This is a genomic window from Streptomyces sp. NBC_00028 (genome assembly GCF_045041065.1).
GTDB lineage: Bacteria > Actinomycetota > Actinomycetes > Streptomycetales > Streptomycetaceae > Streptomyces.
This window is the reverse complement of sequence record NZ_CP108293.1, coordinates 1,247,277-1,270,388: the sequence shown is the minus strand read 5'-3', so window position 1 is coordinate 1,270,388 and position 23,112 is coordinate 1,247,277. Positions and strand designations below refer to the sequence as shown.

Genomic DNA, 23,112 nt, shown 5'->3' with positions numbered 1-23,112 from the left:
GACATGCTGAGGACTCCTGTCAGCCAGCGGCGGCTGGACATCCTGGAGTGGCTGAAGGACCCGGTGGTGCACTTCCCGGCCCAGCGTCACGGCTGCCCGGCCGAGGACGGCGTCACCGCGGACGCGGTCGCCGCCAAGCTCGGTGTACGCCGCCAAGTCGCCGACACCCACCTGGGGTTGCTCGCCGACATCGGCCTGCTGCGCACCAGGCGGATCCGCCGCCGGGTCTACTACCGGCGGGACGAGGTGCGGATAGCCGAGGTCGCGCGCATGTTTGAGAAAGGCTGGTAGACAGGGCGGGACGAGAGAGGCGGTAGTCCGTGGAGCGTGCACAGAAACTGGTCCCGCGCAGGTACGTCGCCATCGGGGGCGACGGCCCCGAGGACGTGGTGGCCGACAGCCGGGGCCGGGTGCTCACCGGTGTGGCGGACGGCCGCATCCTGCGCCTGGACGGCCTCGCCGATCCCGCCACGACCCGCGTCGAGGTCCTCGCCGAGACCGGCGGCAGGCCGCTGGGCCTCGAACTCCTCGCGGACGACCAGCTGTTGGTGTGCGACGCCGAACTGGGACTGCTGCGCGTCGATCTGACCGACGGCGTCGTCCGTATCCTCGCCGACTCGGTGGCGGGGGAGCCGCTGCGGTTCTGCAGCAACACCGTCGCCCTGTCCGACGGCAGTATCTGCTTCACGGTCTCCAGCCGTCGCTACCCCCTGGACCAGTGGATCGGCGACCTCGTCGAGCACACCGGCACCGGCCGGATCCTGCGCCTGACCCCCGGCAGCGAGATGCCCGAAGTCCTCGCGGAGGGACTCCAGTTCGCCAACGGACTGGCCCTGAGTGCCGACGAATCGTTTCTCGTCGTCGCCGAGACCGGCGCCCGCCGCCTCACCCGCCACTGGCTCACCGGACCCCACGCGGGACGCACCGAACCCTTCGCCGAGAACCTCCCCGGCATGCCCGACAACCTCTGGCGGGCCGGCCCCGACGGACCGATCTGGGTCTCCCTGGCCGGCCCCCGCGTCCCCCCGCTCGACCTGCTGCACCGCGCCGCCCCCGCCGTCCGCCGCGGCGCCGCCCGGGTGGCGGTCCGCGCTCCCTTCCACCCCACCGGCACGATCGGCGTCCTCGCCGTCGACGACTCCGGCGAGACCGTCCACCACCTCGCCCGCCGCCACTCCGGCTTCCGCATGGTCACCAGCGTCTGCGAGGCGGCCGGCCACCTGGTCCTGGGCAGCCTGTGGGAGCGGGGCGTGGCCCTGTGCGAGCCGCCCAGCGGTAAGTGACCCCGGCGTTACCCTGTTGACCGGCCATGATCAGGCCGTCCAGGCAGGGAGACGTACGACCATGACAGCCCGGGAGACCGAGAGCCTCCGCGTCCCCGCCCCGCGGCGACCGCCCGTGCTGCGCGGCCAGGCGCCCGTCGTCGCCGTCGTGGCGCTCGGCGGCGCCCTCGGGGCGACGGCCCGCTACGCGCTCTCCCTGTGGTGGCCCCTCCAGCCGGGTGGATTCCCCTGGGCGACCTTCTGGACCAACGTCGTCGGTTGCGCGGTCATAGGCGTGTTCATGGTGGTCATCACCGACCTATGGGCGGCCCACCGCCTGGTCCGCCCGTTCTTCGGCACCGGAGTCCTCGGTGGCTTCACCACCTTCTCCACGTACGCCGTCGACATCCGGAACCTGGTCGACTCCGGCCACCCCGGCACGGGCCTGGCCTATCTCGCCGCGACCCTCTTCGCGGCGCTCACCGCGGTGTGGCTCGCCGCGACCACGACCCGCCGCGTCCTGAAGCGGAGGCAGCCATGACGAGGCTGACCGGCAGTGCCCTGCGTGTGACCGTGTTCGTCGGCGAGAACGACACCTGGCACCGCAAACCCCTCTACAGCGAGATCGTGCACCGCGCGCACACGGCGGGCCTCGCCGGCGCCAGCGTCTTCCGCGGCATCGAGGGCTTCGGCGCCTCCTCCCTGATCCACACCTCCCGGCTGCTGTCCCTGAGCGAGGACCTGCCCGTCGCGATCGTCATCGTCGACACCGAGGAGCGGGTGCGGGCCTTCCTGCCGCAGCTCGACGAACTCGTCTCGGAGGGGCTGGTGATCCTCGACGACTGCGAGGTCATCCGGTACGTCGGTCGGGACGCCGGGGGCGACTCCGGCAAAACGGGCGCGAAGGGTAAGAGGTCGTTGTGAACTGGCTGCTGGTCGTCGCGGGTGCCATGGTCGGCGCGCCGCTGCGCTATCTGACCGACCGTGCCGTGCAGTCCCGCCACGACTCGGTCTTCCCCTGGGGCACCTTCGCGGTCAACGTCACCGGCTGTCTGGTGCTGGGCCTGGTCACCGGAGCGGCGGGACCGGACCTGCGCCTCCTGCTCGGCACGGGCCTGTGCGGCGCCCTGACGACATACTCGACGTTCTCCTACGAGACCCTGCGGCTGGCCGAGACGGGGGCGGGGCTCTACGCCCTCGTCAATGTCGGCGCGAGTCTGGCCGCAGGTCTGGGGGCGGCGTTCGTGGGCGTGGAGCTTGCCCAGGCGGTGTAAAACTGTGCCCGCCTTGTCTCGTCCTCCCCGCCGGAAGAACTGGATCCCATGAGCGTCATCAGCGTCGGTCAGGCCGTCGTCCTCGGAGCCGTCGAGGGGGTGACCGAGTTCCTGCCCGTCTCCTCCACCGGTCATCTGAAGATCACCGAGGGGCTCATGAACATCCCCGTCGACGACGACGCCGTCGTCGGGTTCTCGGCCGTCATCCAGGTCGGCGCGATCGCCGCCGTGCTCGTCTACTTCCGCAAGGACATCGTGCGGATCGTCTCCGCCTGGTTCCGCGGGCTGCGTGACAAGGAGGAGCGGTACCACCACGACTACAAGTTCGCCTGGTGGGTGATCTACGCGACCATCCCGATCGTCGCGGTCGGACTTGCCGCCAAGCCGCTCATCGAGGGGCCGCTGGCCTCGCTGTGGGTGGTCGCGGGCTCGCTGCTCGTCGGCAGCGGTGTGATGTGGGCGGCCGACCAGATGGGCCGGCACAAGCGCGGGGAGGACGACACCACGCTCAAGGACGCGATGCTGGTCGGCAGCTCCCAGATCCTCGCCCTGCTCTTCCCCGGCTTCTCGCGCTCCGGCGCCACCATGTCGACCGCGCTCATGCTCGACCTCGACCGCGTCGCCGCCACCCGGCTCTCGTTCTTCCTCGGCATCCCCGCCCTGACCGGCGCCGGCATCTACGAACTGAAGGACGCGCTCGGCACCGGCGCGGGCGCCGCCCCGCTGGCGGTCGGCACGGCCGTCTCCTTCGTCGTCGCCTACGCCTCCATCGCCTGGCTGCTGAAGTTCGTCGCCAAGCACTCCTTCAACGCCTTCGTGATCTACCGGATCGTCGTCGGCGTCCTGCTCTTCGGCCTGCTGGCCACCGGCGTCCTCGACAGCTGACCGGCCCCGACGGGGCGTGAGAGGGCATTCACCTCACACGCCCCGTGAAAATCCCCTTTGAGGCGCCTTGACAGCACCCTCCCATCGCCCGGAGTATCTCTCCCGTGAACCTGTCAGACAGCCGGACAGCCGGACAGCCCCCGCGGCGCATCAGCGCCATGGAAGCGGTGCTGGCGCATCTGCGCGCCGCCATCGAGCGCGGTGACTACGCCATCGGCGACAAGCTCCCCTCCGAGGCCGAGCTCTGCCGCACCCTGGAGATCAGCCGCCCCGTGCTGCGCGAAGCCCTGCGGGCGCTGCAGACCATGGGGCTGACCGTCTCCAAGACCGGCAAGGGCACCTTCGTGGTCGCGAGCGCCGTGGAGGACCCGACCTTCGGCGACTACGCGGCCAGCGACCTGCTGGAGGTGCGCCGGCACGTCGAGATCCCCGTCGCCGGGTACGCGGCCCTGCGCCGCACCCCGGAGAACCTCGACCACCTGGCCCATCTGCTCGACCGCATGGAGCGGGAGACGGACACCACCGCGTGGGTCGCGATGGACACGCTGTTCCATCTGGCCGTCGCCGAGGCCGCCCAGAACCCGGTGTTCCGCCGGGTCATCGAGGAGATCCGCGACGCACTGGCGCGTCAGTCGGCCTTCCTCAACGAGCTGGGCGGACGCCGCGAGCAGTCCAACCGCGAGCACCGGGCGATCGTCGAGGCGCTGCTGGACGGTTCCGAACACGACGCGGTGGAGGCCATGTCCCACCACCTCGACCGCGTCGAGACCACCCTCACCGACATCGTGCGTCCCCCTGGCAAGGGCACGGACACCCCCACGGAAGGCGAACCCCAGGCGTGAGCGAGCAGAGCCTGCACGACGGTGTGCAGAAACGTTCCGGCCATGTCGACGCGGGAGACGAGGGATACAGCAAGTCCCTCAAACACCGGCACGTCAACATGATCGCCATCGGCGGCGCCATCGGCACCGGCCTCTTCCTCGGCGCCGGCGGTCGCCTCGCCGACGCCGGCCCCTCGTTGTTCATCGCCTACGCGGTCTGCGGAGTCTTCGCCTTCCTGGTCGTCCGCGCCCTCGGCGAACTCGTCCTGTACCGCCCGTCCTCCGGCGCCTTCGTGTCGTACGCCCGGGAGTTCCTCGGCGAGAAGGGCGCCTATGTCGCGGGCTGGATGTACTTCCTCAACTGGGCCACCACCGGCATCGCCGACATCACCGCGGTGGCCGTCTACACCCACTACTGGGGCATGTTCTCCGACATCCCGCAGTGGGTGATCGCCCTGGTCGCCCTCGCCGTGGTCCTCACCGTGAACCTCATCTCGGTGAAGATGTTCGGCGAGATGGAGTTCTGGTTCGCCATCGTCAAGGTGGGCGCCCTCGTGGCGTTCATGCTGATCGGCATCTTCCTGCTGGTCACCCAGCACGAGGTCGGCGACACCACCCCGGGCCCGGCCCTGATCACCGACAACGGCGGCGTCTTCCCCAACGGCCTGATGCCGATGCTGCTGATCCTCCAGGGCGTGGTCTTCGCCTACGCCTCCGTCGAGTTGGTCGGCGTCGCCGCCGGTGAGACCGAGAACCCCGAGAAGATCATGCCGAAGGCGATCAACTCGATCATGTGGCGCGTGGGCCTGTTCTACGTCGGCTCGGTCGTCCTGCTGTCGATGCTGCTGCCCTGGAACAAGTACACCGGCGGGCAGAGCCCGTTCGTGACCGTGCTCTCCAACATCGGCGTCCCGGCGGCCGGCGGCGTGATGAACCTCGTCGTCCTCACCGCGGCCATGTCCTCGCTCAACTCCGGCCTGTACTCCACCGGCCGCATCCTGCGCTCCATGGCCAAGTCCGGCTCCGCGCCGAAGTTCACCGGCGTCATGAGCCGCAGCCAGGTCCCCTACGGCGGCATCCTGCTCACCAGCGGCATCTGCGTCCTCGGCGTCGGCCTCAACTTCGTGGTCCCCGCCGACGCGTTCGAGATCGTGCTCAACTTCGCCGCGATCGGCATCCTGTCCACCTGGGGCATGATCATGGTCTGTCACCTGCTCTTCTGGCAGAAGACCGAGAAGGGCGAACTGACCCGCCCCGGCTACCGACTGCCGGGATCCCCCTGGACCGAACTCGTGACGCTGGCGTTCCTCGCCTCCGTCCTGGTCCTCATGTACGCCGACGGCGGCGTCGGACGCACCACCGTGCTGTGTCTGCCGCTGATCGTCGGGGCGCTGGTCGCCGGCTGGTACGCCGTCCGCGGCCGGGTCGCCCGCACGGCGACCGAGAACCGATCCGCCGGCGCGGACACGCGACCCCTCACGTGAGCGCCGAGATCCACCCCACGGGCGCGGGCGCGTGAGCACTCACGCCGCGCCTGGATCCACCGACCGTACGGACACGTGACCCCTCACGTGACCGCCGAGACCCCCTCCACCGGCGACCGCGCGTGATCCGCGTGGCGCTTCCCGAGAAGGCAGCTATGTTCAGCAGTTCCGTCGCGGACGCACCCCTGATCCGCGAGCCCCTCCACGCTCCCGTCGCCCACCTGATACGCGGCGGGGTCGTGGAGGGCATCCACTACGGTTCCGTCGTCGTCCTCGGCGCCGACGGCCGCGTCGGGTTCCAGCTCGGCGACATCGAGGCCGCGTTCTATCCGCGCTCGGCCCTCAAGCCGGTGCAGGCGGTCGCCATGGTGCGGGCGGGGCTGCCGCTCGACGGCGAGCTGCTCTCGCTGGCCGCCGCGAGTCACTCCGGTGAGGAGCGGCATCTCGCCGGGACGCGGCGGATCCTCGAGCTGGCCGGGGTCTCCGAGGACGCCCTGCGCAACGTTCCCGACATGCCGTTCGGACCGAGCGTCCGGGACGCGTGGGTACGGGAGGGGCGGGCGGCCTCGCGGCTCGCGCAGAACTGTTCCGGCAAGCACGCGGCGATGCTGTACACGTGCGTGCTCAACGGGTGGCCTCTTGAGGGGTATCTGGACCCCACGCATCCGTTGCAGATCGCGATCGCCGAGGTCGTCGAGGAGCTCACCGGGCAGCGGATCGCGCGCGTGACGGTGGACGGGTGCGGGGCGCCTCTGTTCTCCGTGTCCTTGAACGGGCTGGCCCGTGCCGTCTCGCGGATCGCCTCCGCCGGGGCGGGTACTGCTGAGGGTCGTGTCGCTGATGCGATGCGGGGGCATGCGGAGATGGCTTCCGGGGCCGGGCGGGATGTGGCGGCGTTGATGCGGGCCGTGCCTGGGCTGCTCGCCAAGGACGGGTTCGAGGGGGTTCAGGTTGCCGCGCTGCCTGATGGTCGGGCCGTTGCCGTGAAGATCGCGGACGGGGCGAATCGGGCGCGGATTCCTGTGGCGGCGGCGGCGCTTGCGTGGGCCGGCGTCTCTACGGAGCTGCTCACCGAGTTTCAGGGCGAGGCGCTTCTTGGGGGCGGGGAGCCGGTGGGGTGTGTGCGGCCGGTTCGGTCGCTGGAGCCGGTGGTGGTTTCGGCCTGCGCCTAAGGATGTGCCGGATCTGTTGAAGGGCGGCTGCGGACCGGTTGTGGCTGGTCGCGCAGTTCCCCGCGCCCCTAGGACACTCACCCCTCTCAGAAAGAAGTACGGAACCTCATGACCTACGTCGTCGCCCGTGTCGAACACGATCTGCTCGGGTACCGGGACGTTCCCGCCGATGCCTACTGGGGCGTGCACACGCTGCGGGCCACCGAGAACTTCCCCATCACCGGGACCCCTATCTCTGCCTACCCCCACCTCATCGACGCCCTCGCCGCCGTCAAGGAGGCCGCCGCTCTCGCCAACGAGGAGCTGGGGCTGCTGGAGCCCCGCAAGGCCGCCGCGATCGTCGAGGCGTGCCGGGAGATCAGGGACGGGAAGCTGCACGATCAGTTCGTGGTCGACGTGATCCAGGGCGGCGCCGGTACCTCGACCAACATGAACGCCAACGAGGTCGTCGCCAACCGGGCGTTGGAGCTGCTGGGGCACGCCAAGGGCGAGTACCAGCACCTGCATCCCAACGAGGACGTCAACCTGGGCCAGTCCACCAACGACGTCTACCCGACCGCCGTCAAGGTCGCCACGGTCTTCGCGGTGCGTGGACTGCTCAGGTCGATGGCTGTACTGCAGGACTCCTTCGCCCGTAAGGCGGTCGAGTTCCGTGACGTGCTCAAGATGGGCCGTACACAGTTGCAGGACGCGGTGCCGATGACGCTCGGTCAAGAGTTCTCCGCGTACGCCGTCATGATTGACGAGGATCGCAACCGCCTTGACGAGGCCGTCCAGTTGATCCATGAGATCAACCTGGGGGCCACTGCCATCGGGACCGGGCTCAACGCTCCCGCCGGCTACGCGGAGGCCGCGCGGCGCCACCTTTCGGCCCTCACCGGGCTGCCGCTCGTCACCGCCGCCAACCTGGTCGAAGCCACCCAGGACTGCGGGGCGTTCGTCCAGATGTCCGGCGTGCTCAAGCGGATCGCCGTCAAGCTCAGCAAGAGCTGCAACGACCTGCGGCTGCTGTCGTCGGGTCCGCGCGCGGGGCTCGGGGAGATCAACCTGCCGCCCGTGCAGGCCGGTTCGTCGATCATGCCCGGCAAGGTCAACCCGGTGATCCCCGAGGTCGTCAACCAGGTCGCCTTCGAGGTCATCGGCAACGACGTCGCCATCACCATGGCCGCCGAGGCCGGACAGCTCCAGCTGAACGCCTTCGAGCCGATCATCCTGCACTCCCTGTCGGAGAGCATCACGCACCTCGGAGCCGCCTGCCGCACCCTCGCCGAGCGCTGTGTCGACGGCATCACCGCCAACACCGAGAAGCTGCGCGCGAGCGTCGAGAACTCCATCGGCCTGGTGACCGCCCTCAACCCGCACATCGGGTACGAGGCCGCCACCGACATCGCCAAGGAGGCGCTCGTCACCGGTCGTGGGGTCGCCGAACTGGTCCTGGAGAAGGGGCTGTTGCCCGCCGAGACGCTGGCAGCTCTGCTGCGGCCCGAGGTCGTCGCGGGCAGCGGGCAGGCCCTCGCCTGATCAGTCCCCGCACCTGGCGGATGCGCGGTCCGACCGGCCCGGAGGCACAATGGTGATCATGAGTTCGTCCATGACCTTCGAGCCGGTCCTGGAGCGTATCGCCGAGGAGATCGAGCGAACGCCGGGCCGGGGCCGCCCCGCCGACTACATCCCGGCGCTCGCGGCCTGCGACCCGCGGCGCTTCGGCATGGCCGTCGCGGAGCTCGACGGCACGGTGTACGGGGTGGGGGACTGGCGGCAGCCGTTCTCCACGCAGTCCATCACCAAGGTCTTCACCCTCGCCCTCGACCTGGCCCGCGAGGGCGACGAACTCTGGGAGCACGTGGGCCGGGAGCCCTCCGGCAACCCCTTCAACTCCCTGGTCCAGCTGGAGTACGAGAACGGCATCCCGCGCAACCCGTTCATCAACGCGGGCGCCCTCGTCGTCACCGACCGGCTGCTCACCCGTACCGGGGACGCGGCCCGTGAACTGCTCGCCTTCCTCCGCGCGGAGAGCGGCAACCCGGCCCTTGAGTTCGACGAGGAGGTCGCCGCCTCCGAGTCCGCCCACGGTGACCGCAACGCCGCCCTCGCGCACTTCATGGCGTCGTACGGCAACATCGACAACCCCGTGCCCGGCCTGCTCGACCAGTACTTCCGGCAGTGCTCCCTCCTCGCCTCCTGTGCCGACCTGGCCCTCGCGACGGGCTTCCTGGCCCGTCACGGCATCCGCGCCGACGGCACCCGCCTCCTCACCCGCAGCCAGGCCAAGCAGGTCAACGCCGTGATGCTGACCTGCGGGACGTACGACGCGGCGGGCGACTTCGCCTACCGCGTCGGCCTGCCGGGCAAGAGCGGAGTCGGCGGCGGCATCATCGCGGTGGTACCGGGACGGTGCACGCTGTGCGTATGGAGCCCGGGCCTGGATGAACGGGGCAACTCGGTGGCGGGAGTGGCGGCACTGGACAGATTCACGACACTGACGGGCTTGTCAGTGTTCTGAGAAGGGTCACGTGACGCACCTGAGGGGCGCGGGGAACTGCGCGACCAGCCCCCACAGCCCCGCACCTGACAACCGACCGCTACACCCCCGTCAATTTCCGGCCACCTCACAGCGCAACGCTCCCCCCGTGGTCGACCTACGCCGCTGCCAGATACTCGGCCTGGCCGGAACCACCGTCCTGGCAGCAGGCGGTGAGACGGCCGGCGCCCTCCCCGTGAGGGACCTCCTCAGCCTCGCCTCGGCCCACGCGGCCGTCGGTCTCATCGGCGTCTACTTCGGCGTCGTCCTGCTCATAGCGGCCTGGGCAATGCTGGGCCGTCTGATCAGGACTCCCGAACCGCCCGCCCCACGCGACCTGCTCCTCGTCCTCGCCCTGTGGGCGACCCCCCTCCTCCTCGCCCCACCCCTCTTCAGCCGCGACGTCTACAGCTACCTCGCCCAGGGCGCCATGGTCGACGCCCATATGGACGTGTACGCGCACGGCCCCGCCCAACTCGGCGGCCCGCTCGCCGACGAGGTCGCCCCCGTCTGGCAGCACACCGCCGCACCGTACGGCCCGGTCTTCCTCGCCGTGGCCTCCGCCCTGGCGGGTCTCACCCGTGGCGAACTCCCCGCAGGCCTCTTCGGCATGCGGCTCGTCGCGCTGTGCGGCGTGGCGCTGATGGCCGCCGCGCTGCCCCGGCTCGCCCGGCACAGCGGCGCCGACCCGGCCGCCGCGCTCTGGCTCGGCGCGCTGAACCCGCTGGTGCTGCTGCACCTGGTCGCGGGTGCCCACAACGACGCGATCATGCTCGGGTTGCTCGGCGCGGGCCTGGTCGCGGCGCTCGGCCGGTGGCCGGTCGTCGGCGCCGTACTGGTCACCCTCGCCGCCCTGGTCAAGGCACCCGCCGTCCTCGGGCTCGCCGCGGTCGTGGTGCTTCAGCTGCGTACCGGCCGCCGCCCGGCGAAGGCAGTCCTGGCCACCGCCCTCGCCGCCGCGGCCACCACGGTCGCCGCGACCGCCGTCGCGGGGACGGGATACGGCTGGATACGCGCCCTCGACACGCCCGTCTCCCCGCAGAACTGGGCCCTCACCAGCCTCCTCGGCCGCGCCACCGGCGCCCTGCTGGAACGCCTCGGCAGCGATCTGGCACCCCTCGCCGTACCGGCCTGGCACGCACTCGGGCTCGCGCTCACCTCCGTCCTCGTCGCGGGAATCTGGTGGCGATTGCGACCGCGCCCGGTGTACGCGCTGGGTCTGAGCCTCGCCGCGGTGGCGGCCTTCGGCCCGGCGATCCGCCCCTGGTACGCCCTGTGGGGTCTGTTCCTCATCGCCGCCGCGGCGCCCACGACCTCCGTACGGCACCGGGTGGCCGCCGTGACCGGTGTCCTCGCGCTCGCCACTCTGCCCAGCGGCGGTCCCGCCGACGCGGCACAGCTGGTGCTGGCCGTCTCCGGGGGCGTGCTCGCCGTGGTCGTCCTGTGGCAGGCCCACCAGGCGGACCGGGCTCCCGCGTGGGGTCGTACGGCATGAACCCGTACCGCACGAACCCGCCCCGCACCGACCGCGGCCGACTGCTGCTGCTCCTCGCGCTCGCCACCGCCGTCAGCGCGTTCACCGCGACCGTGCCCCTGCTGCGCGACTGGTTCGACCTGCGGGTCTACTACGGCACTGTCGACAGCTGGGTCCACCACGGCGGACGGATCTACGACTACCGGGTCCCCGGCACCACCTACGGTTTCACCTACCCGCCCTTCGCCGCCGTCGCGATGCTGCCGATGGCGCTGCTCCCGCTGTCCGCCGCGATCGCGGGGTCCGTGCTGCTCAACGCGGTGGCGCTGGCGTGGATCGGACGGGTCCTTGCCGGGCGGCGGCTGCGTCGCTTCGGCTGGTACGGCGCCGGCCTCGCCGTCTGCGGGCTCGCGCTGTTCGAGCCGCTGCGGGACACGTTCAGTTTCGGGCAGGTCAACCTTCCGCTGCTGGCGCTGGTGCTGACGGACGCCTGGCTGCTGGCGACCGGCCGGGGGAGCCGGGCGGGGTGGGGCATCGGCCTGGCGGCGGCCGTCAAGCTCACCCCGGCCCTCTTCATCGGCCTCCTGCTGCTGGCCGGACGCCGAAGGGCCGCTGCCGTGGCGACGGCCGTCGCCGCCGGGGCCACCGCGCTGGCGGTCTGGGTGGCCCCGGACGCCTCCCGCTTCTACTGGACGGAGGCGATGTGGGACACGACGAGGGTGGGCCGCCTGGACTATGTCTCCAACCAGTCGCTGCAAGGGATTCTGGCCCGCCTCGGGGAGCTGGACCGGGCGGCCTGGGCGGTGGCGGTCCTGCTGGTCCTGGCGGTGTGGGCGGTCCGCGCGCGCCAGGCGGCCGACGCCGGCGACTGGTCGGCGGCCTTCGCCCTCACCGGCCTGACCGCCTGTCTGATCAGTCCCATCACCTGGGTGCACCACCTGGTGTGGCTGCTGCCGGCGCTCGCCGTGCTGGTCCGCGCCGGGCACCCGCGCGTGGCGGGCGCCCTGTACGCGGTGCTGTGCACCAGCGTGGTCTGGCTGTGGTTCGACGACGCGTCGGGCGTCGACGGGTTCCTCGGCGGCAACACCTACACCTGGATCACGCTCGGGCTGCTGCTGTGGCTGCCGGCCGGTCAGCCGCGTGCGGCCCGCTTCCTCCTGCCGCGCAGGGCGAAGGCGACGACGGCCGCGCCCAGTGCGGACGACCCCACGACCACCCCGGCCCGCGTCCAGCCGGGCCCGCCGTCCGGCACGGGTGCGACGGCCGCGGGCAACGGGGCCGGTCCGGGGCGCGGTCTGGCCCGCAGGGCGTCCAGCGAGCCCACCGCGGCGACGTGCCCGGCCGCGCCGAACCCCCAGTCGAGCAGCTCCCGCGCCTCCTCGTACACGGCGAAGCCGCCGCCCGCCTGAGGGTTCATGACGGTGACGACGAGGGTGCGCCCGCCCCGCTTCGCGGCGGCGACCAGGGTGTTCCCGGCATTGCTGGTGTAGCCGTTCTTGATCCCGATCAGCCCGTCGTACGGTTCGACGCCGTCGGCGCCGGTGAGCAGGCGGTTGGTGTTCTGGATGGCGTACGACCAGCCGCCGCCCCCGGGGAACTGGGCCACGGCCGTGCGGCAGTACCGTGCGAAGTCGGGGTTGTGCAGCCCCGCCCGCCCGAACACGGCGAGATCGTAGGCGGACGAGACCTGGCCAGGCGTGTCGTACCCGTCGGGGGAGCGCACATGCGTGTCGAGGGCGCCCAGCGCCCGGGCCTTGGCCTGCATGCGGGTGGCCGTGGAGTGCCAGCCGCCGCTGAGTCCGGCCAGGACGTGCACGGCGTCGTTGCCGGAGTTGAGGAAGACCCCGCGCCACAGGTCGGCGACCTGGTACGTCTGGCGCTCGCGTACCCCGACCAGACTGCTGCCCTCGCCGACGTCCGCCAGCTCGTCGTCGCCGACCCGGTGCCGGATCCCCCCGGGCAGCAGCGGCAGCACCGTCAGCGCGAACAGCGTCTTGAGCGTGCTGGCCGGCGGCAGCCTGCGATGCGCGTCGTGCGCCGCGAGCACCTCCCCGCTGTCGGCGTCGGCCACGACCCAGGAGAGCGCGGAGACGTCCGGGAGGCGCGGTGCCTCAGGGAGCGGCCGCACCTGGATGCCGGACCGGTACAGCAGCCGCGGCTGCGGGGCGGAGGCCTGTGGTCCGCCGGGCGCGTCGGGGTCGGAGCCGGTGGACGCGACGGCCGAGGCGGGGGCGAGCACGAGCAGACTCGCCGTGCACAGCGCACAGGCCGACGCGACAGCCCGGGAAGGAAATCCGATGGTCATACTGCAAACGTAGAAACGGACCGGCGGTCTACCGCGCTGCCCGGGCCGGGACGGGGCACGCGAGCACCCGGACGGGGGATGGCCCCGGTGGCTGTGAGGCCATGGCCGACGGCGGCCGGACGAGGCGACGGTGCGTCAGGCCGTGGGCAGCGTCGGCTGGATGCGGTGCAGGAACGTGGCGTTGTCCGGGGTCTCGCGCATCCGGGACAGGAGGGTCTCCAGGCCGTCCTTGTCCCGCAGGGCCCGGCGCAGGCCGCGGGCGGCGGTCAACTCGGCCGGGGGCAGGAGGAGTTCCTCGCGGCGGGTGCCGGAGGGATTGACGGCCACGGCCGGGAAGACTCGGCGGGCGGCGAGTTCACGGTCGAGGCGGAGCTCCATGTTGCCGGTGCTCTTGAGCTCCTCGAAGAAGAAGTCGTCGGCACGGGAACCGGTCTCCACCAGGGCGGTGGCCAGGATGGTGAGCGAGCCGCCCTCCTCGGCCAGCCGGGCGGCGCCGAAGAAGCGCTTCGGGCCGATCAGCGCGGTCGCGTCCACGCCACCGCTGAGCGTGCGGCCACCGGCGGCGGCCGCGTTGTTGTGGGCCCGGCACAGCCGGGTCAGGGAGTCGAGCAGGATCACGACGTCCTCGCCCGCCTCGACGAGCCGCTTGGCCCGCTCGATGACGAGCTCGGCGAGGGCGATGTGCTGCTTGGGCGTCCGGTCGAAGGTGGAGGCGTACACCTCACCGCGCACGGAGCGCCGCATGTCGGTGACCTCCTCGGGGCGTTCGTCGAGGAGCACCACCATGAGACGGCACTCGGGGTGGTTGCCGGCGACGGCCGCCGCGATCTGCTGGAGCAGCACCGTCTTGCCGGTCTTCGGCGGCGCCACGATCAGCCCGCGCTGCCCCTTGCCGACGGGGGCGAGGAGGTCGGTGACGCGGCCGGTCAGGCCGGACGCGGGGTGTTCGAGGCGGATGCGCTCACGGGGGTGAAGCGGGGTCAGGTCGCCGAAGCGGCGACGGTTCTTGTCGGGGGTGCGGCCGTTGACCCGGGCGACCTCGGTGAGGGTGCGCTGGGTGCCGCGGACGCCGTCGACGAGGTCGCCCTTGCGCAGGCCGTGACGGCGGATCAGCGCGGGGGAGACCTGGAGGTCGGCGGGCTGGGACAGCAGGTCAGCGGAGCGCAGGTGACCCTTGCCGCTCGCGTCGATGTCGAGGACGCCGGTGACGGCGCGGACCGGGGGCTCCTGCTGCTGGAGCGTGGGGTGTTCGAGAGTGGTGGTCATGGTGGTGGGTCCTTTCACGGACGTACGGCATGAGGCATGCGGAAGGGAGAGGGGCCGCGAACGAGAGGGAAGGCGGACACAGCGCCTTCGAGCGGCGGGAAACCGAACGGCGGATCTGGCGATCACGACGATGCGGTGAGGAGAGGCCGGTACGACGACCGGCGAACTGTGGAGAGAACTGGCACCGGCGCCCACGACTGGGCGTACACAAGTGCTAGCAGGACCGTACCACGCCGGTTCAGCGGGTGGCGAGGAGTCCGTAGAGAAGCGGGATGCGCGGCTCGGGCAGACGCCACCAGCCGGACCCCGTGCGCTCCATGTGCGGCCAGCGCGGCCATGGCAGCTCGTCGCTCTCGGTGAGGCGCCGGACGGTCAGTCCTGCTCCCACCAACGCGTTGAGGACCTCGCTTATTCCGTGCATCCACTCGTAACTGTCCGTGGCCCCCTCGACGGCCGGGCCGTCGGTGTACGTGTGAGTCGCGTCCCGGTGCACGGCTCCGCCGCCCAGGTAGTCGTGGCGCAGCAGCAGTTCGGGGCCTTCGCCCGGGCCGGGCTTGGGGCCCAGGGAGTTGAGGAGGGGATGGAACTCGACGAGGTACAACCGCCCTCCCGGCCACAGGAGTTGACGGACCACATCCGCCCACCGCGCCAGGTCGGGCAGATAGCACAGTGCGCCCTTGCCGGTGTAGACGACGTCGAACCGCCGCCCCTCCAGGGCCTCCACGGCGTCGTACACGTCGGCCTGGACGTAGTCGATGTCGGCGCCCGCCTTCGCCGCGATGTCCCGTGCCGCCGCCACCGACGCCGCGGAGAAGTCGAGGCCGGTCGCGCGGGCACCGCGCCGGGCGAAAGCGATCGTCTCCGTGCCCAGATGGCACTGGAGGTGGAGCACGTCGCGGCCGGAGAGCTCACCGAGGTCGTCCCACTCGAAACCGGCGAACCAGCGGGCGGGGTCCAGATCCTCGTCGAGCCCGTAGAAGCGGCTGGCGACATGGACGGGCGTGCGGGCATCCCAGTTCGCCTGGTTGGCCCGCATGAACCGCGCGTGCTCGTCGGTGGTCATGACGCCATCCAACCCCGAACGGGCGGGGAACGGGGGGAAGAAGTCCGGATCGGCCGGGGTTGGGTGGGCGTACGGCCCATGTGCGGCCGGGCTAGGCGCCCGACCCGGAACCCGGGCCGGACCAAGTGCTCGTGGAGGTACGGCACACCTCCCTCAACGCCGCCGAGCTGTACTTCGCCGAGCACGGCGAGCCCGGCCAGGTGATCGGCTTCGACTCGGCCGGCGTCGTGGTGCGGGCCGCGGCGAACGGCGACGGGCCTCAGGTGGGAAGCCGGGTCGTGGGGTTCGGGGAGGGCGGCGGCTTCGCCGCGTTGTGCGCCCTGGACGTCGCCGACTTGGCCGTGATCCCGGACGCCGACGACGTCGCCCCCGAGCCCCTCGCGCATCTCCCCGGCGGACACAACGGCAACATCACGCACCCGACGGGCTTTGCCGAGGCCCTGCGGTCGCTGCCGGCCGGCTGAGCCGCATACCAGCCATACGAACCCCCGATGGCGATTCGCCGACGCATTTCTTGTTCTGGCCAAACCCCCTCCCTACGCTGCCACCACCGCACTTCGGCGGGACGGAACAAGGGGCTTGGACAATCATGGGTCGACTGGCGGGAAAAATCGCCTTCATCAGCGGAACGGGAGCCGGAATCGGCCGCGCGGCCGCTCAGGTATTCGCGGCTGAGGGCGCGCTGGTATTCGGCTGTGACATTGACGAGGACGGCGCGGCCGAAACCGTGGAAACGGTCGAGAAGGCCGGGGGAGTCATGCGCTCCCTCGCCCCCGTCGACCTGTCCACCGAGGCCGGGGCGCGGGAGTGGATCGACGCCGGGATCGAGGTCTTCGGCGGGATCGACATCCTTTACAACAACGCCTCCGCGCTGCGGAACGGCCCGTTCGAGACGATGCCGGCCGACGACTGGTACTTCACCATCAAGAACGAGCTCGACATCCCGTACCTCTGCACCCAGGCCGCCTGGCCGCACCTGATCGCCCGCGGCGGGGGCGCCGTCCTCAACGTGGCGTCGGTGGCCGCCGTACGCGGCGCCCCGTTCATGCCGATGGTGCCGCACGGCGCCGCCAAGGGCGGGGTGCTGGCGATGAGCAAGCACCTGTGCGCGGCCGGCGCCCCCCATCGCATCCGCGTCAACACCATCGCCCCCGGCATGACCCGGACCTCGGCCACCGCGCCCTTCCTCGACGACCCGGACGGCCCGAGGGCCCAGCTGGAGGCGCGGATCCCGGTCGGCCGGGTCGGTGAGCCGGAGGACATCGCGCGGGCCGCCGCCTTCCTCTGCTCCGACGAGGCGGCCTTCGTCAACGGCGCGAACCTCATGGTCGACGGCGGCGACAGCGCGATGGCGGGCTGACGTGGACGTGCGCTTCGACCACGTGGGCGTCAACGTACGGGATCTCGACGCCCAAACCGCCTGGTACAAGGGTGCGTTGGGGCTGAAGACCGTCTTCGAGTTCCACCTCGAAGGCCCCGGCCTCAGCGGCGTCGTCCTGGAGCATCCGCACGGCTGGCGCCTCGAACTGCTGGCCCGCGCGGACTCCCGACCGGGCCTCAAGGCCCCCGACCCGATCACCGCCGTCCTCACCGAGGGATACGGCCACTTCGCGGTCACCACCCCTGAACTCGACCCCGTCCACGCGGCCCTGGTGGCTCATGGAGCGGGCGAGGCCGTCGCACCGGGACCGTCCCCCGAGCCCGGAGTGCGCATGGCCTGGGTCACCGACCCCGAGGGAAATCTCATCGAACTCATAGAGCGACGGAGTACGGAATGACAAGCGTGCTGAAAAGACTCGACAGGGGAACCCTCATAGCCTGCTGTCTGGCCGTGGCCGCCGCACAGCTGTGTATTACCGTGCCCTCGCCCATCAACGGCGAAATACAGGCCGCATTCGGCGCCTCCGGTTCTCAGGTGGCGTGGGTGACCTCCGCCTTCATTCTGCCCACCGCGATTCTTGAACTGAATTTCGGTGTGGTGGGAGACCTGTTCGGCCGTAAAAGGCTTCTGGTGCTCGGTGGATTCGTCCTCGCGCTCGGTGAGCTGCTGAACGCGACCTCCCGGAACATCGAGATGCTGTGGATCGGCCAGGCCCTGGCCGGTATCGGTGCCGCCGCGCTCTTCCCCAGCTCCCTCGCGGTGATCGCGGCGGCCACCCCGGACGAGAAGGACCGGGCGAAGGCCGTCTCCACCTGGGCGCTGAGCATTTCCCTCGCCTCGGCCGTCGGCCCGCTGTCGTCCGGTGTGCTCGCCACCGTCGCCGACTTCCGCTGGGCGTTCGTACCCCCGGTCGTCCTCGGACTGATCGTCGGCGTCTCCAGCTGGTTCCTGGTCACCGACTCCAAGGCCCCCGAGGGCCGCGCCCTCGACTGGCCCGGCCAGATCACCGTCGCCGTCGGCCTGACCGCTCTGCTCTGGGGCATCATCGAGGGCGGCGAGCGCGGCTGGAGCAGCCCGGCGATCGTCGGCACCCTCTCCGTCGCCGCGGTGGCCCTGGCCGCCTTCGTCGTCGTGGAGAAGCGCGCCGACTCGCCGATGTTCAACTTCGACCTGCTGAAGATCCCGTCGTTCGCGGCGGCGGCCGTGGTGGCGCTGGCCGGCATGTTCGGCTTCATCGGCACCGCCTACTGCGTGTCCATCCGGCTCGGCGCGGTCATGCACCTCAGCGCGCTCAAGGCCGGCATGCCGTTCGTGATCCTCCAGCTCATCCCGCTGCTCCTCGCGCCCGTGCTGAGCAGGATGCTCACACGGGTGGAGCCGCGCCTGCTGCTGGTCGGCGGACTGCTGCCGATGGCCGCCGGTCAGTTCTGGATCGCCGCCCTGCCCATCACCACCACCTCCCTGGCCGCCTTCATCGGCCCGGTGCTGCTGCTCGGCATCGGCTTCATCTGCGTGGTGTCCTCGCTGACCTCCGCCGCCGTCAACGCCGTACCGCTCAACATGACCGGCATGGCCTCCGGCGCGACCAGCCTGGTCCGCGAGTTCGGCCAGGGTCTCGGCCCGGCCGTGATCAGCACGGTCGCGATGAGCCTCGCGTCCTCGGCGCTGGTGGGCAAGCTGTCCGGAGCGGACGCCGGCATGGAGGCGGCGGCAGGACCGCTGGCCGTCGTCAACGCCGGCAGCGACAGCGCCCGCGCCGCCGCCCAGGACGCCCTCGCCCACGGCATGGCCGTCGGCGTGGTCATCTGCGGCTGCGCCTCCCTGCTCGGCGCGGTGGTCACCCTGCTGCTGGTCCGCAAGAACACCTCCCGCTCGACGGTCGACGCGGCGGTGCAGCCCGCGGCCGTCTGACCGACAGACAGCGAAAAGGGCCGGGGCGACAAGCCCCGGCCCCTTCTTGTGTCACGCGCCCGGCGCGTCCAGAGCGTTCGTGATCGCCTTCACCCCGCCGTGCGCCGCGTACCCGCCGTCGACCGTGATCTCCGCGCCGTTCACGTACGACGACTCGTCCGACAGCAGATAGACGACCAGCGGCGCCACCTCGTCGACCCTGCCGGGGCGTCCTTGCGGGGTCATCGCGAGATGGGCCTGGACGAACACCGGGTTCGCGGTGGCCATCAGGGGCGTCTCGATGTAGCCGGGGTGGATGACATTGGTGCGGATGCCGCGGGGCGCCAGCTCCAGCGCCGCCACCTTGGACAGTCCGCGCAGGGCCCACTTGCTGGCCGTGTAGGCGACCGCGTGGTGCGCGGTGAGCCCGGCCACTGAGCCGACGTTGACGATCGCGGAGCCCACCGGCATCAGCGGGGTCAGGGCCTGGATGCCGAGAAGGGCGCCCGTGGTGTTGACCGCGAACGCCCTCTCCCAGTCGGCGAGGTCGACCTCGCCGAGGCGGGCCCGCATCGGGATGCCCGCGTTGTTCACCAGCCCGTGCACGACGTCGAGGCCGCCCCTGAGGGCGGCCCAGTCGTCCGGTGAGGACACGTCCAGATGGTGGTAGCGGACGTCGAGGCCGTCGGCGCGCAGGGCCGCGGCGAGCTTCTCGCCCGGCTCGTCCAGGACGTCGGTCGCGACGACCGCGGCGCCGGCCCGGGCGGCCGCCGTCACCTCCGCGGCTCCCTGGCCCTGTGCGGCTCCGGTGACGACGACGGTACGGCCCTGAAGACGCGTACGGCTCACGGCTCCTCCTGCGATGGTTCGGGATGTCTCCCGTCCACGCTAGGAAGCGACGGTCAGCTCCGGAAACGCGTGTTCACCATGGCTGTCATCCGCGGCGGCGATCTCCTCGCACAGCGAGGCGCCGATCCGCCGGACGGTCTCCCGCAGCCAGCGATGCGCCGGGTCGGAGTGCCGGTTGTGGTGCCAGTACATGGCCTCCACCAGCGGTACGTCCGGGAACGGCGTCGGTACGACGGCACAGCGCGCGAAGGACTCGTAGCGCCGGGCCAGCCGCTCGGGCACGAGAGTGACCAGATCGGTGCCGCCGACCAGGAACGGCAGCACATTGAAGCCGGGCGTGCTGACCTGCACCTTCGGGGTGATGCCGAGGGTCTCCAGCTGGCGGTCGGCTGGCGTCAGCTTGCCGATGGCGCACGCCGCGTGCGGCATCTCCGCCAGGTCGCGCAGAGTGAGCCGGCCGTCCACCAGTCGGGGGTTGTCGGGGTCGACCAGACACACGAACCGGTCGTGCATCACGGTCTCGCTGACCCCCGGCAACTGGTAGCCGAGCGGCACGATCATCAGGTCGTGGCAGCGCAGATGCGTCTCGGTCTCCAGCTGCCCGACGACGATCGGGTGGAAGTCGATACGGACCCCCGGCGCCTCCTCGGCGATGACCCGCAGCAGGGGCTCCACGAGGACCGTCATCACATAGTCGGACATCACCACCGAGAACCGCTGCCGGCTGCGGGTCGGGTCGAAGTGCCGGGTCAGCGACAGGGCCTCCTCCGCCTTGTGCAGGGAGGACTGCACGACGGGCAGCAGCCGCTCGGCCAGCGGGGTCAGCTCGTACTCACGGCCCACCCGCACCAGCAGCTCGTCGTTGAAGTGCCGGCGCAGCCGGGCCAGCGAGCCGCTCATCGCGGACTGGCTGGTGGACAGGCGCACACCGGCGTGCGTGACGTTCTTCTCCTCCAGGAGTGCTTCCAGTGCCACCAGAAGATTGAGATCGATCGCTCCGAGTCCCACGGATGCCCCTTCCGGCCGCGTCTTTGAAGCCTGGTTCCGGAGCGTAGACAACGCTCCGCCCCCGAGGAAGAGCTCGGGGGCGAACTCACAGGGATGCGATAAGAACCATGTGAGCGGTGAATACGTGCAGGTCAGCCGTTGGCTAGGGGCGCGGCGTCCGGCCGCGCTCGCGAGCCCGTGGCAGATACGCGTCCGAGCGGCCGGGCACGATCCGGTTGCTGAGCGTGCCCAGCCGCTCCACGGTCAGCGTCACCTCGTCGCCCGGCTTCAGCGGCGGCGGCGTCCGTTCTCCGAGGCGCCCCCAGAACTCCGCGAGCGCGCCCCAGCCACAGGTGCCGGACCCGAGGACGTCCCCGGGGCACACCCAGGCGTCCCGGGAGGCGTAGGCGACCATCTCCTCGAAGGTCCAGGACATATGGGCGAGGCTGTCCCGGCCGATGAGCTCCCCGTTGAGGGTGACCGTCATCTCCAGGTCGAGGAACCCGTCGGCGTCCCGTCGGTCCGCCACCTCGTCGGCGGTGACCAGATACGGGCCGAGCGTGTTGGCGAAGTCCTTGCCCTTGGAGAAGCCGAGCCCCAGCTGCTTCTCCGGCTTCTGGAGGTCCCGCGCCGACCAGTCGTTGAAGACCAGGTAGCCCACGATGTGCTCTTGGGCCTGCTCCGGTGTGAGATCACGGCCGGCGCGGCCGATCACCGCGCCGACCTCCAGCTCGAAGTCGAGCACCGAGCACCCGGCGGGGATCGGCACGTCGTCGTGCGGACCGTACCCCGCGTGCGGGTTGGTGAAGTAGAACGCGGGCGCCCGGTACCACTCCTCCGGTACGTGCTCAAGCCCGTCCAGCGACTTCGACACGCCCTCGATGTGCGCCTCGAAGCCGACGAAGTCCCGGATGGACGGCGGCTTGAGAGGAGGCAGGAGACGCACCTGATCGACCGTCAACTCACTTGGCCGGAGCAGAGCTTCAGCGCCCACGCTGTGCAGTGCCTCGCCCTCTATCAGCTCCAGCACGCTCACCGGCAGCGGATGGACCACCCCGTCCCGCACCACACCGGCGTGCTCCACGCCCTCGTGCTCGTATGTCGCGAAACGCATCGCTCACTGCTCCCAGTGGTTGGTGTTGGTGACGGTCCCGGCGCTCAGATAGCCGGCGAAGAGGTCCTTCGGGTCGCGTGCGGCCCGGATCTCCTGGAGCCGGCGCCACTGGGCGTCGCCCATGAACCTCAACTGCCGCACGGTGAAGTCGGAGTCGCCGAGGTACTGGCCCGCGGTCACCGGTCGCATGGCCGCCATCGCCCCGTCCAGCCAGGTGCGCAGCTCCGCGTCGCGCTCGGGCTCGTCGTGGACGACGTAGGTGGCGCAGTAGATCTCCGACTGCAAGGAGAAGGCCATGTCGGGGAGCGGGCGGAGCGGTGCCATGGAGAACCAGATGGTGAAGGTCTGCCGGGTGGGGTGCTCGGTGAACGCCTTGCGGATCGCCGGGACGACGTCCTCCGCGGCGCCGGTCAGCCAGGCGTTGTCGACCAGGTAGCGGTGGCCCTCGGGGTTGGCGGTGCGCTGGCCCGCCAACTGCTCGGCGAACGTGGTCGGTTGGGCCTCGACGCGGAACAGCGCACGGTCCGCGTACGGGTTGGCGTGCAAGGGGGCGAGGGCCTCGGCGGCCTCCTCCAGGGTGTCCGTCATCGATACACCCGTCACCAGCAGCACCGGCTCGGCCAGGTCGGGCGGGGTCTGGGTGAGGGCGACGATCTCCACCAGGTCGGAGACCGTGTGATGCATGCCGTGCAGCCAGGTCATGACCTCGTCGAAGAGGTCCAGGGGGTAGGCGTGCACGGTGTGGGCCAGATGCCCCGGCAGGGGGCGGGTGCGCAGATGGAAGCGGGTGACCACGCCGAAGAAGCCGGGCCCGGCGCCGCGGGCCGCCCAGTAGAGGTCGCTGTTGCGCGTCTCGTCGGCGCGCACCAGCTCGCCCTCGGCGGTGACGACGTCGATCGCGACGATGTTCTCCGCCGCCCAGCCCCAGCCGCGCGCGTTCCAGCCCTGCCCGCCCTGGAGCAGGAAGCCGCCGATGCCGACGGAGGGGCAGTGGCCGCCGTTGAAGAAGCGGCCGAACTCGCCGAGGTACGGGTTGAGTTCGTCACCGCCCTTGACGCTGGGCGTCGCCGTCACGATCCCGGTGGGCGGGTCGTACGCCATCTCGCGGAAGTTCCCGAGGTCGATCAGCAGCGCGTTGCGGCGCACCGACCAGGCGGCCCAGCTGTGGCCGCCGGAGCGGACGGCGACCTGCCAGCCGCGTTCCAGCGCGAGCCGTACGCCCTCGACGACGTCCTGCTCGGTGTGCGCTTCGAGGACGGCGGCGGGCAGTCGGTCGGTGGGGCGGCGGGCGTTGAAGACGCGGCCGAGGCAGATCTCCTCGAAGTCGGGGTCGTCGGGGAGGTGGAGCGTCCCGGTGAACATGT

General features: G+C 71.1%; 23 protein-coding genes and 1 pseudogene. 17 read left to right on the top strand and 7 right to left on the bottom strand.

Features of this window, described 5'->3' with window-relative positions:
* The first annotated feature begins 3 nt into the window (after positions 1-3).
* From OG885_RS05665 to OG885_RS05605, 13 genes are all read left to right on the top strand, one after another.
* Positions 4-291 (top strand): ArsR family transcriptional regulator, encoded by a 288-nt coding sequence (locus OG885_RS05665; protein WP_405726955.1) that lies wholly within the window; start codon positions 4-6, stop codon positions 289-291.
* A 29-nt stretch (positions 292-320) separates the two neighbouring features.
* Positions 321-1,283 carry an SMP-30/gluconolactonase/LRE family protein gene (locus tag OG885_RS05660; RefSeq protein ID WP_405726952.1) on the top strand — a complete coding sequence of 321 codons (963 nt, stop codon included), beginning with the start codon at positions 321-323 and terminating at the stop codon, positions 1,281-1,283.
* Positions 1,284-1,344: 61 nt separating this feature from the next.
* Positions 1,345-1,803, top strand: a complete 459-nt coding sequence (gene crcB, locus OG885_RS05655; RefSeq protein ID WP_405726950.1) for a fluoride efflux transporter CrcB — start codon at positions 1,345-1,347, stop codon at positions 1,801-1,803.
* Complete coding sequence (locus OG885_RS05650; protein ID WP_405726947.1) at positions 1,800-2,186, top strand: DUF190 domain-containing protein; 387 nt, start codon at positions 1,800-1,802, stop codon at positions 2,184-2,186. The genes crcB (OG885_RS05655) and OG885_RS05650 overlap by 4 nt, the downstream gene beginning before the upstream one ends.
* Positions 2,183-2,536 (top strand): fluoride efflux transporter CrcB, encoded by a 354-nt coding sequence (crcB, locus tag OG885_RS05645; RefSeq protein ID WP_405726944.1) that lies wholly within the window; start codon positions 2,183-2,185, stop codon positions 2,534-2,536. Before OG885_RS05650 ends, crcB (OG885_RS05645) begins: the two co-directional genes overlap by 4 nt.
* 48 nt (positions 2,537-2,584) lie before the next feature.
* Complete coding sequence (locus OG885_RS05640; protein WP_194077504.1) at positions 2,585-3,421, top strand: undecaprenyl-diphosphate phosphatase; 837 nt, start codon at positions 2,585-2,587, stop codon at positions 3,419-3,421.
* Between the two features lie 158 nt (positions 3,422-3,579).
* A complete protein-coding gene (locus OG885_RS05635) occupies positions 3,580-4,263 on the top strand; it encodes a FadR/GntR family transcriptional regulator (protein ID WP_329343924.1) in 684 nt (227 codons plus the stop codon).
* Positions 4,260-5,726 carry an amino acid permease gene (locus OG885_RS05630; RefSeq protein WP_405726940.1) on the top strand — a complete coding sequence of 489 codons (1,467 nt, stop codon included), beginning with the start codon at positions 4,260-4,262 and terminating at the stop codon, positions 5,724-5,726. Before OG885_RS05635 ends, OG885_RS05630 begins: the two co-directional genes overlap by 4 nt.
* A 155-nt stretch (positions 5,727-5,881) precedes the next feature.
* Positions 5,882-6,898, top strand: a complete 1,017-nt coding sequence (locus tag OG885_RS05625; RefSeq protein ID WP_405726937.1) for an asparaginase — start codon at positions 5,882-5,884, stop codon at positions 6,896-6,898.
* A gap of 108 nt (positions 6,899-7,006) precedes the next feature.
* Complete coding sequence (aspA, locus tag OG885_RS05620; RefSeq protein WP_405726934.1) at positions 7,007-8,419, top strand: aspartate ammonia-lyase; 1,413 nt, start codon at positions 7,007-7,009, stop codon at positions 8,417-8,419.
* Positions 8,420-8,468: 49 nt separating this feature from the next.
* On the top strand, positions 8,469-9,401 hold the full coding sequence (locus OG885_RS05615) for a glutaminase (RefSeq protein WP_405726931.1): 933 nt from the start codon (positions 8,469-8,471) through the stop codon (positions 9,399-9,401).
* Positions 9,402-9,528: 127 nt separating this feature from the next.
* The gene (mptB, locus tag OG885_RS05610; protein ID WP_405726928.1) at positions 9,529-10,914 is read left to right on the top strand and encodes a polyprenol phosphomannose-dependent alpha 1,6 mannosyltransferase MptB; all 1,386 of its coding nucleotides are present in this window, start codon (positions 9,529-9,531) and stop codon (positions 10,912-10,914) included.
* Positions 10,911-12,302, top strand: coding sequence for a glycosyltransferase 87 family protein (locus tag OG885_RS05605; RefSeq protein WP_405726925.1), 1,392 nt, complete (start codon positions 10,911-10,913; stop codon positions 12,300-12,302). The genes mptB and OG885_RS05605 overlap by 4 nt, the downstream gene beginning before the upstream one ends.
* A gap of 11 nt (positions 12,303-12,313) precedes the next feature.
* Here the strand turns inward: OG885_RS05605 and OG885_RS05600 are convergent.
* The 3 genes and pseudogenes from OG885_RS05600 to OG885_RS05590 form a co-directional block, all read right to left on the bottom strand.
* A pseudogene (locus OG885_RS05600) lies at positions 12,314-13,198 on the bottom strand (D-alanyl-D-alanine carboxypeptidase family protein); the annotation flags it as partial.
* A 135-nt stretch (positions 13,199-13,333) separates the two neighbouring features.
* Positions 13,334-14,464, bottom strand: coding sequence for a transcription termination factor Rho (rho, locus tag OG885_RS05595; protein ID WP_405726922.1), 1,131 nt, complete (start codon positions 14,462-14,464; stop codon positions 13,334-13,336).
* Positions 14,465-14,702: 238 nt separating this feature from the next.
* Positions 14,703-15,527 (bottom strand): class I SAM-dependent methyltransferase, encoded by an 825-nt coding sequence (locus OG885_RS05590; RefSeq protein ID WP_405726919.1) that lies wholly within the window; start codon positions 15,525-15,527, stop codon positions 14,703-14,705.
* Between the two features lie 125 nt (positions 15,528-15,652).
* On the opposite strand from OG885_RS05590, the gene OG885_RS05585 reads away from it, so the two are divergent.
* The 4 genes from OG885_RS05585 to OG885_RS05570 all read left to right on the top strand — a co-directional run bounded on the left by OG885_RS05585 (position 15,653) and on the right by OG885_RS05570 (position 18,819).
* On the top strand, positions 15,653-15,991 hold the full coding sequence (locus tag OG885_RS05585) for an alcohol dehydrogenase catalytic domain-containing protein (RefSeq protein WP_405726916.1): 339 nt from the start codon (positions 15,653-15,655) through the stop codon (positions 15,989-15,991).
* A gap of 125 nt (positions 15,992-16,116) precedes the next feature.
* Complete coding sequence (locus tag OG885_RS05580; protein ID WP_405726912.1) at positions 16,117-16,887, top strand: SDR family NAD(P)-dependent oxidoreductase; 771 nt, start codon at positions 16,117-16,119, stop codon at positions 16,885-16,887.
* 1 nt (position 16,888) lies between these two features.
* Complete coding sequence (locus OG885_RS05575) at positions 16,889-17,305, top strand: VOC family protein (RefSeq protein WP_405726909.1); 417 nt, start codon at positions 16,889-16,891, stop codon at positions 17,303-17,305.
* A complete protein-coding gene (locus OG885_RS05570; RefSeq protein ID WP_405726906.1) occupies positions 17,302-18,819 on the top strand; it encodes an MFS transporter in 1,518 nt (505 codons plus the stop codon). The genes OG885_RS05575 and OG885_RS05570 overlap by 4 nt, the downstream gene beginning before the upstream one ends.
* Before the next feature lie 51 nt (positions 18,820-18,870).
* Here OG885_RS05570 and OG885_RS05565 read toward each other — a convergent pair whose 3' ends face one another.
* The 4 genes from OG885_RS05565 to OG885_RS05550 all read right to left on the bottom strand — a co-directional run bounded on the left by OG885_RS05565 (position 18,871) and on the right by OG885_RS05550 (position 23,110).
* The gene (locus OG885_RS05565) at positions 18,871-19,647 is read right to left on the bottom strand and encodes an SDR family NAD(P)-dependent oxidoreductase (protein ID WP_405726903.1); all 777 of its coding nucleotides are present in this window, start codon (positions 19,645-19,647) and stop codon (positions 18,871-18,873) included.
* 39 nt (positions 19,648-19,686) lie between these two features.
* The gene (locus OG885_RS05560) at positions 19,687-20,655 is read right to left on the bottom strand and encodes a LysR family transcriptional regulator (protein WP_405726900.1); all 969 of its coding nucleotides are present in this window, start codon (positions 20,653-20,655) and stop codon (positions 19,687-19,689) included.
* 142 nt (positions 20,656-20,797) lie between these two features.
* A complete protein-coding gene (locus OG885_RS05555) occupies positions 20,798-21,748 on the bottom strand; it encodes a fumarylacetoacetate hydrolase family protein (protein WP_405726897.1) in 951 nt (316 codons plus the stop codon).
* A 3-nt stretch (positions 21,749-21,751) separates the two neighbouring features.
* A complete protein-coding gene (locus tag OG885_RS05550) occupies positions 21,752-23,110 on the bottom strand; it encodes an FAD-binding oxidoreductase (protein ID WP_405726894.1) in 1,359 nt (452 codons plus the stop codon).
* Between the last annotated feature and the right edge of the window lie 2 nt (positions 23,111-23,112).

Coding starts and splice junctions, on each gene's coding strand:
- OG885_RS05570 (WP_405726906.1), top strand. CDS start 17,302: ATGACAAGCGTGCTGAAAAGACTCGACAGGGGAACCCTCATAGCCTGC.
- rho (WP_405726922.1), bottom strand. CDS start 14,464: ATGACCACCACTCTCGAACACCCCACGCTCCAGCAGCAGGAGCCCCCG.
- OG885_RS05555 (WP_405726897.1), bottom strand. CDS start 21,748: ATGCGTTTCGCGACATACGAGCACGAGGGCGTGGAGCACGCCGGTGTG.
- OG885_RS05615 (WP_405726931.1), top strand. CDS start 8,469: ATGGTGATCATGAGTTCGTCCATGACCTTCGAGCCGGTCCTGGAGCGT.
- OG885_RS05580 (WP_405726912.1), top strand. CDS start 16,117: ATGGGTCGACTGGCGGGAAAAATCGCCTTCATCAGCGGAACGGGAGCC.
- OG885_RS05605 (WP_405726925.1), top strand. CDS start 10,911: ATGAACCCGTACCGCACGAACCCGCCCCGCACCGACCGCGGCCGACTG.
- OG885_RS05640 (WP_194077504.1), top strand. CDS start 2,585: ATGAGCGTCATCAGCGTCGGTCAGGCCGTCGTCCTCGGAGCCGTCGAG.
- crcB (WP_405726950.1), top strand. CDS start 1,345: ATGACAGCCCGGGAGACCGAGAGCCTCCGCGTCCCCGCCCCGCGGCGA.
- OG885_RS05650 (WP_405726947.1), top strand. CDS start 1,800: ATGACGAGGCTGACCGGCAGTGCCCTGCGTGTGACCGTGTTCGTCGGC.
- OG885_RS05665 (WP_405726955.1), top strand. CDS start 4: ATGCTGAGGACTCCTGTCAGCCAGCGGCGGCTGGACATCCTGGAGTGG.
- OG885_RS05625 (WP_405726937.1), top strand. CDS start 5,882: ATGTTCAGCAGTTCCGTCGCGGACGCACCCCTGATCCGCGAGCCCCTC.
- OG885_RS05590 (WP_405726919.1), bottom strand. CDS start 15,527: ATGACCACCGACGAGCACGCGCGGTTCATGCGGGCCAACCAGGCGAAC.
- OG885_RS05635 (WP_329343924.1), top strand. CDS start 3,580: ATGGAAGCGGTGCTGGCGCATCTGCGCGCCGCCATCGAGCGCGGTGAC.
- aspA (WP_405726934.1), top strand. CDS start 7,007: ATGACCTACGTCGTCGCCCGTGTCGAACACGATCTGCTCGGGTACCGG.
- OG885_RS05550 (WP_405726894.1), bottom strand. CDS start 23,110: ATGTTCACCGGGACGCTCCACCTCCCCGACGACCCCGACTTCGAGGAG.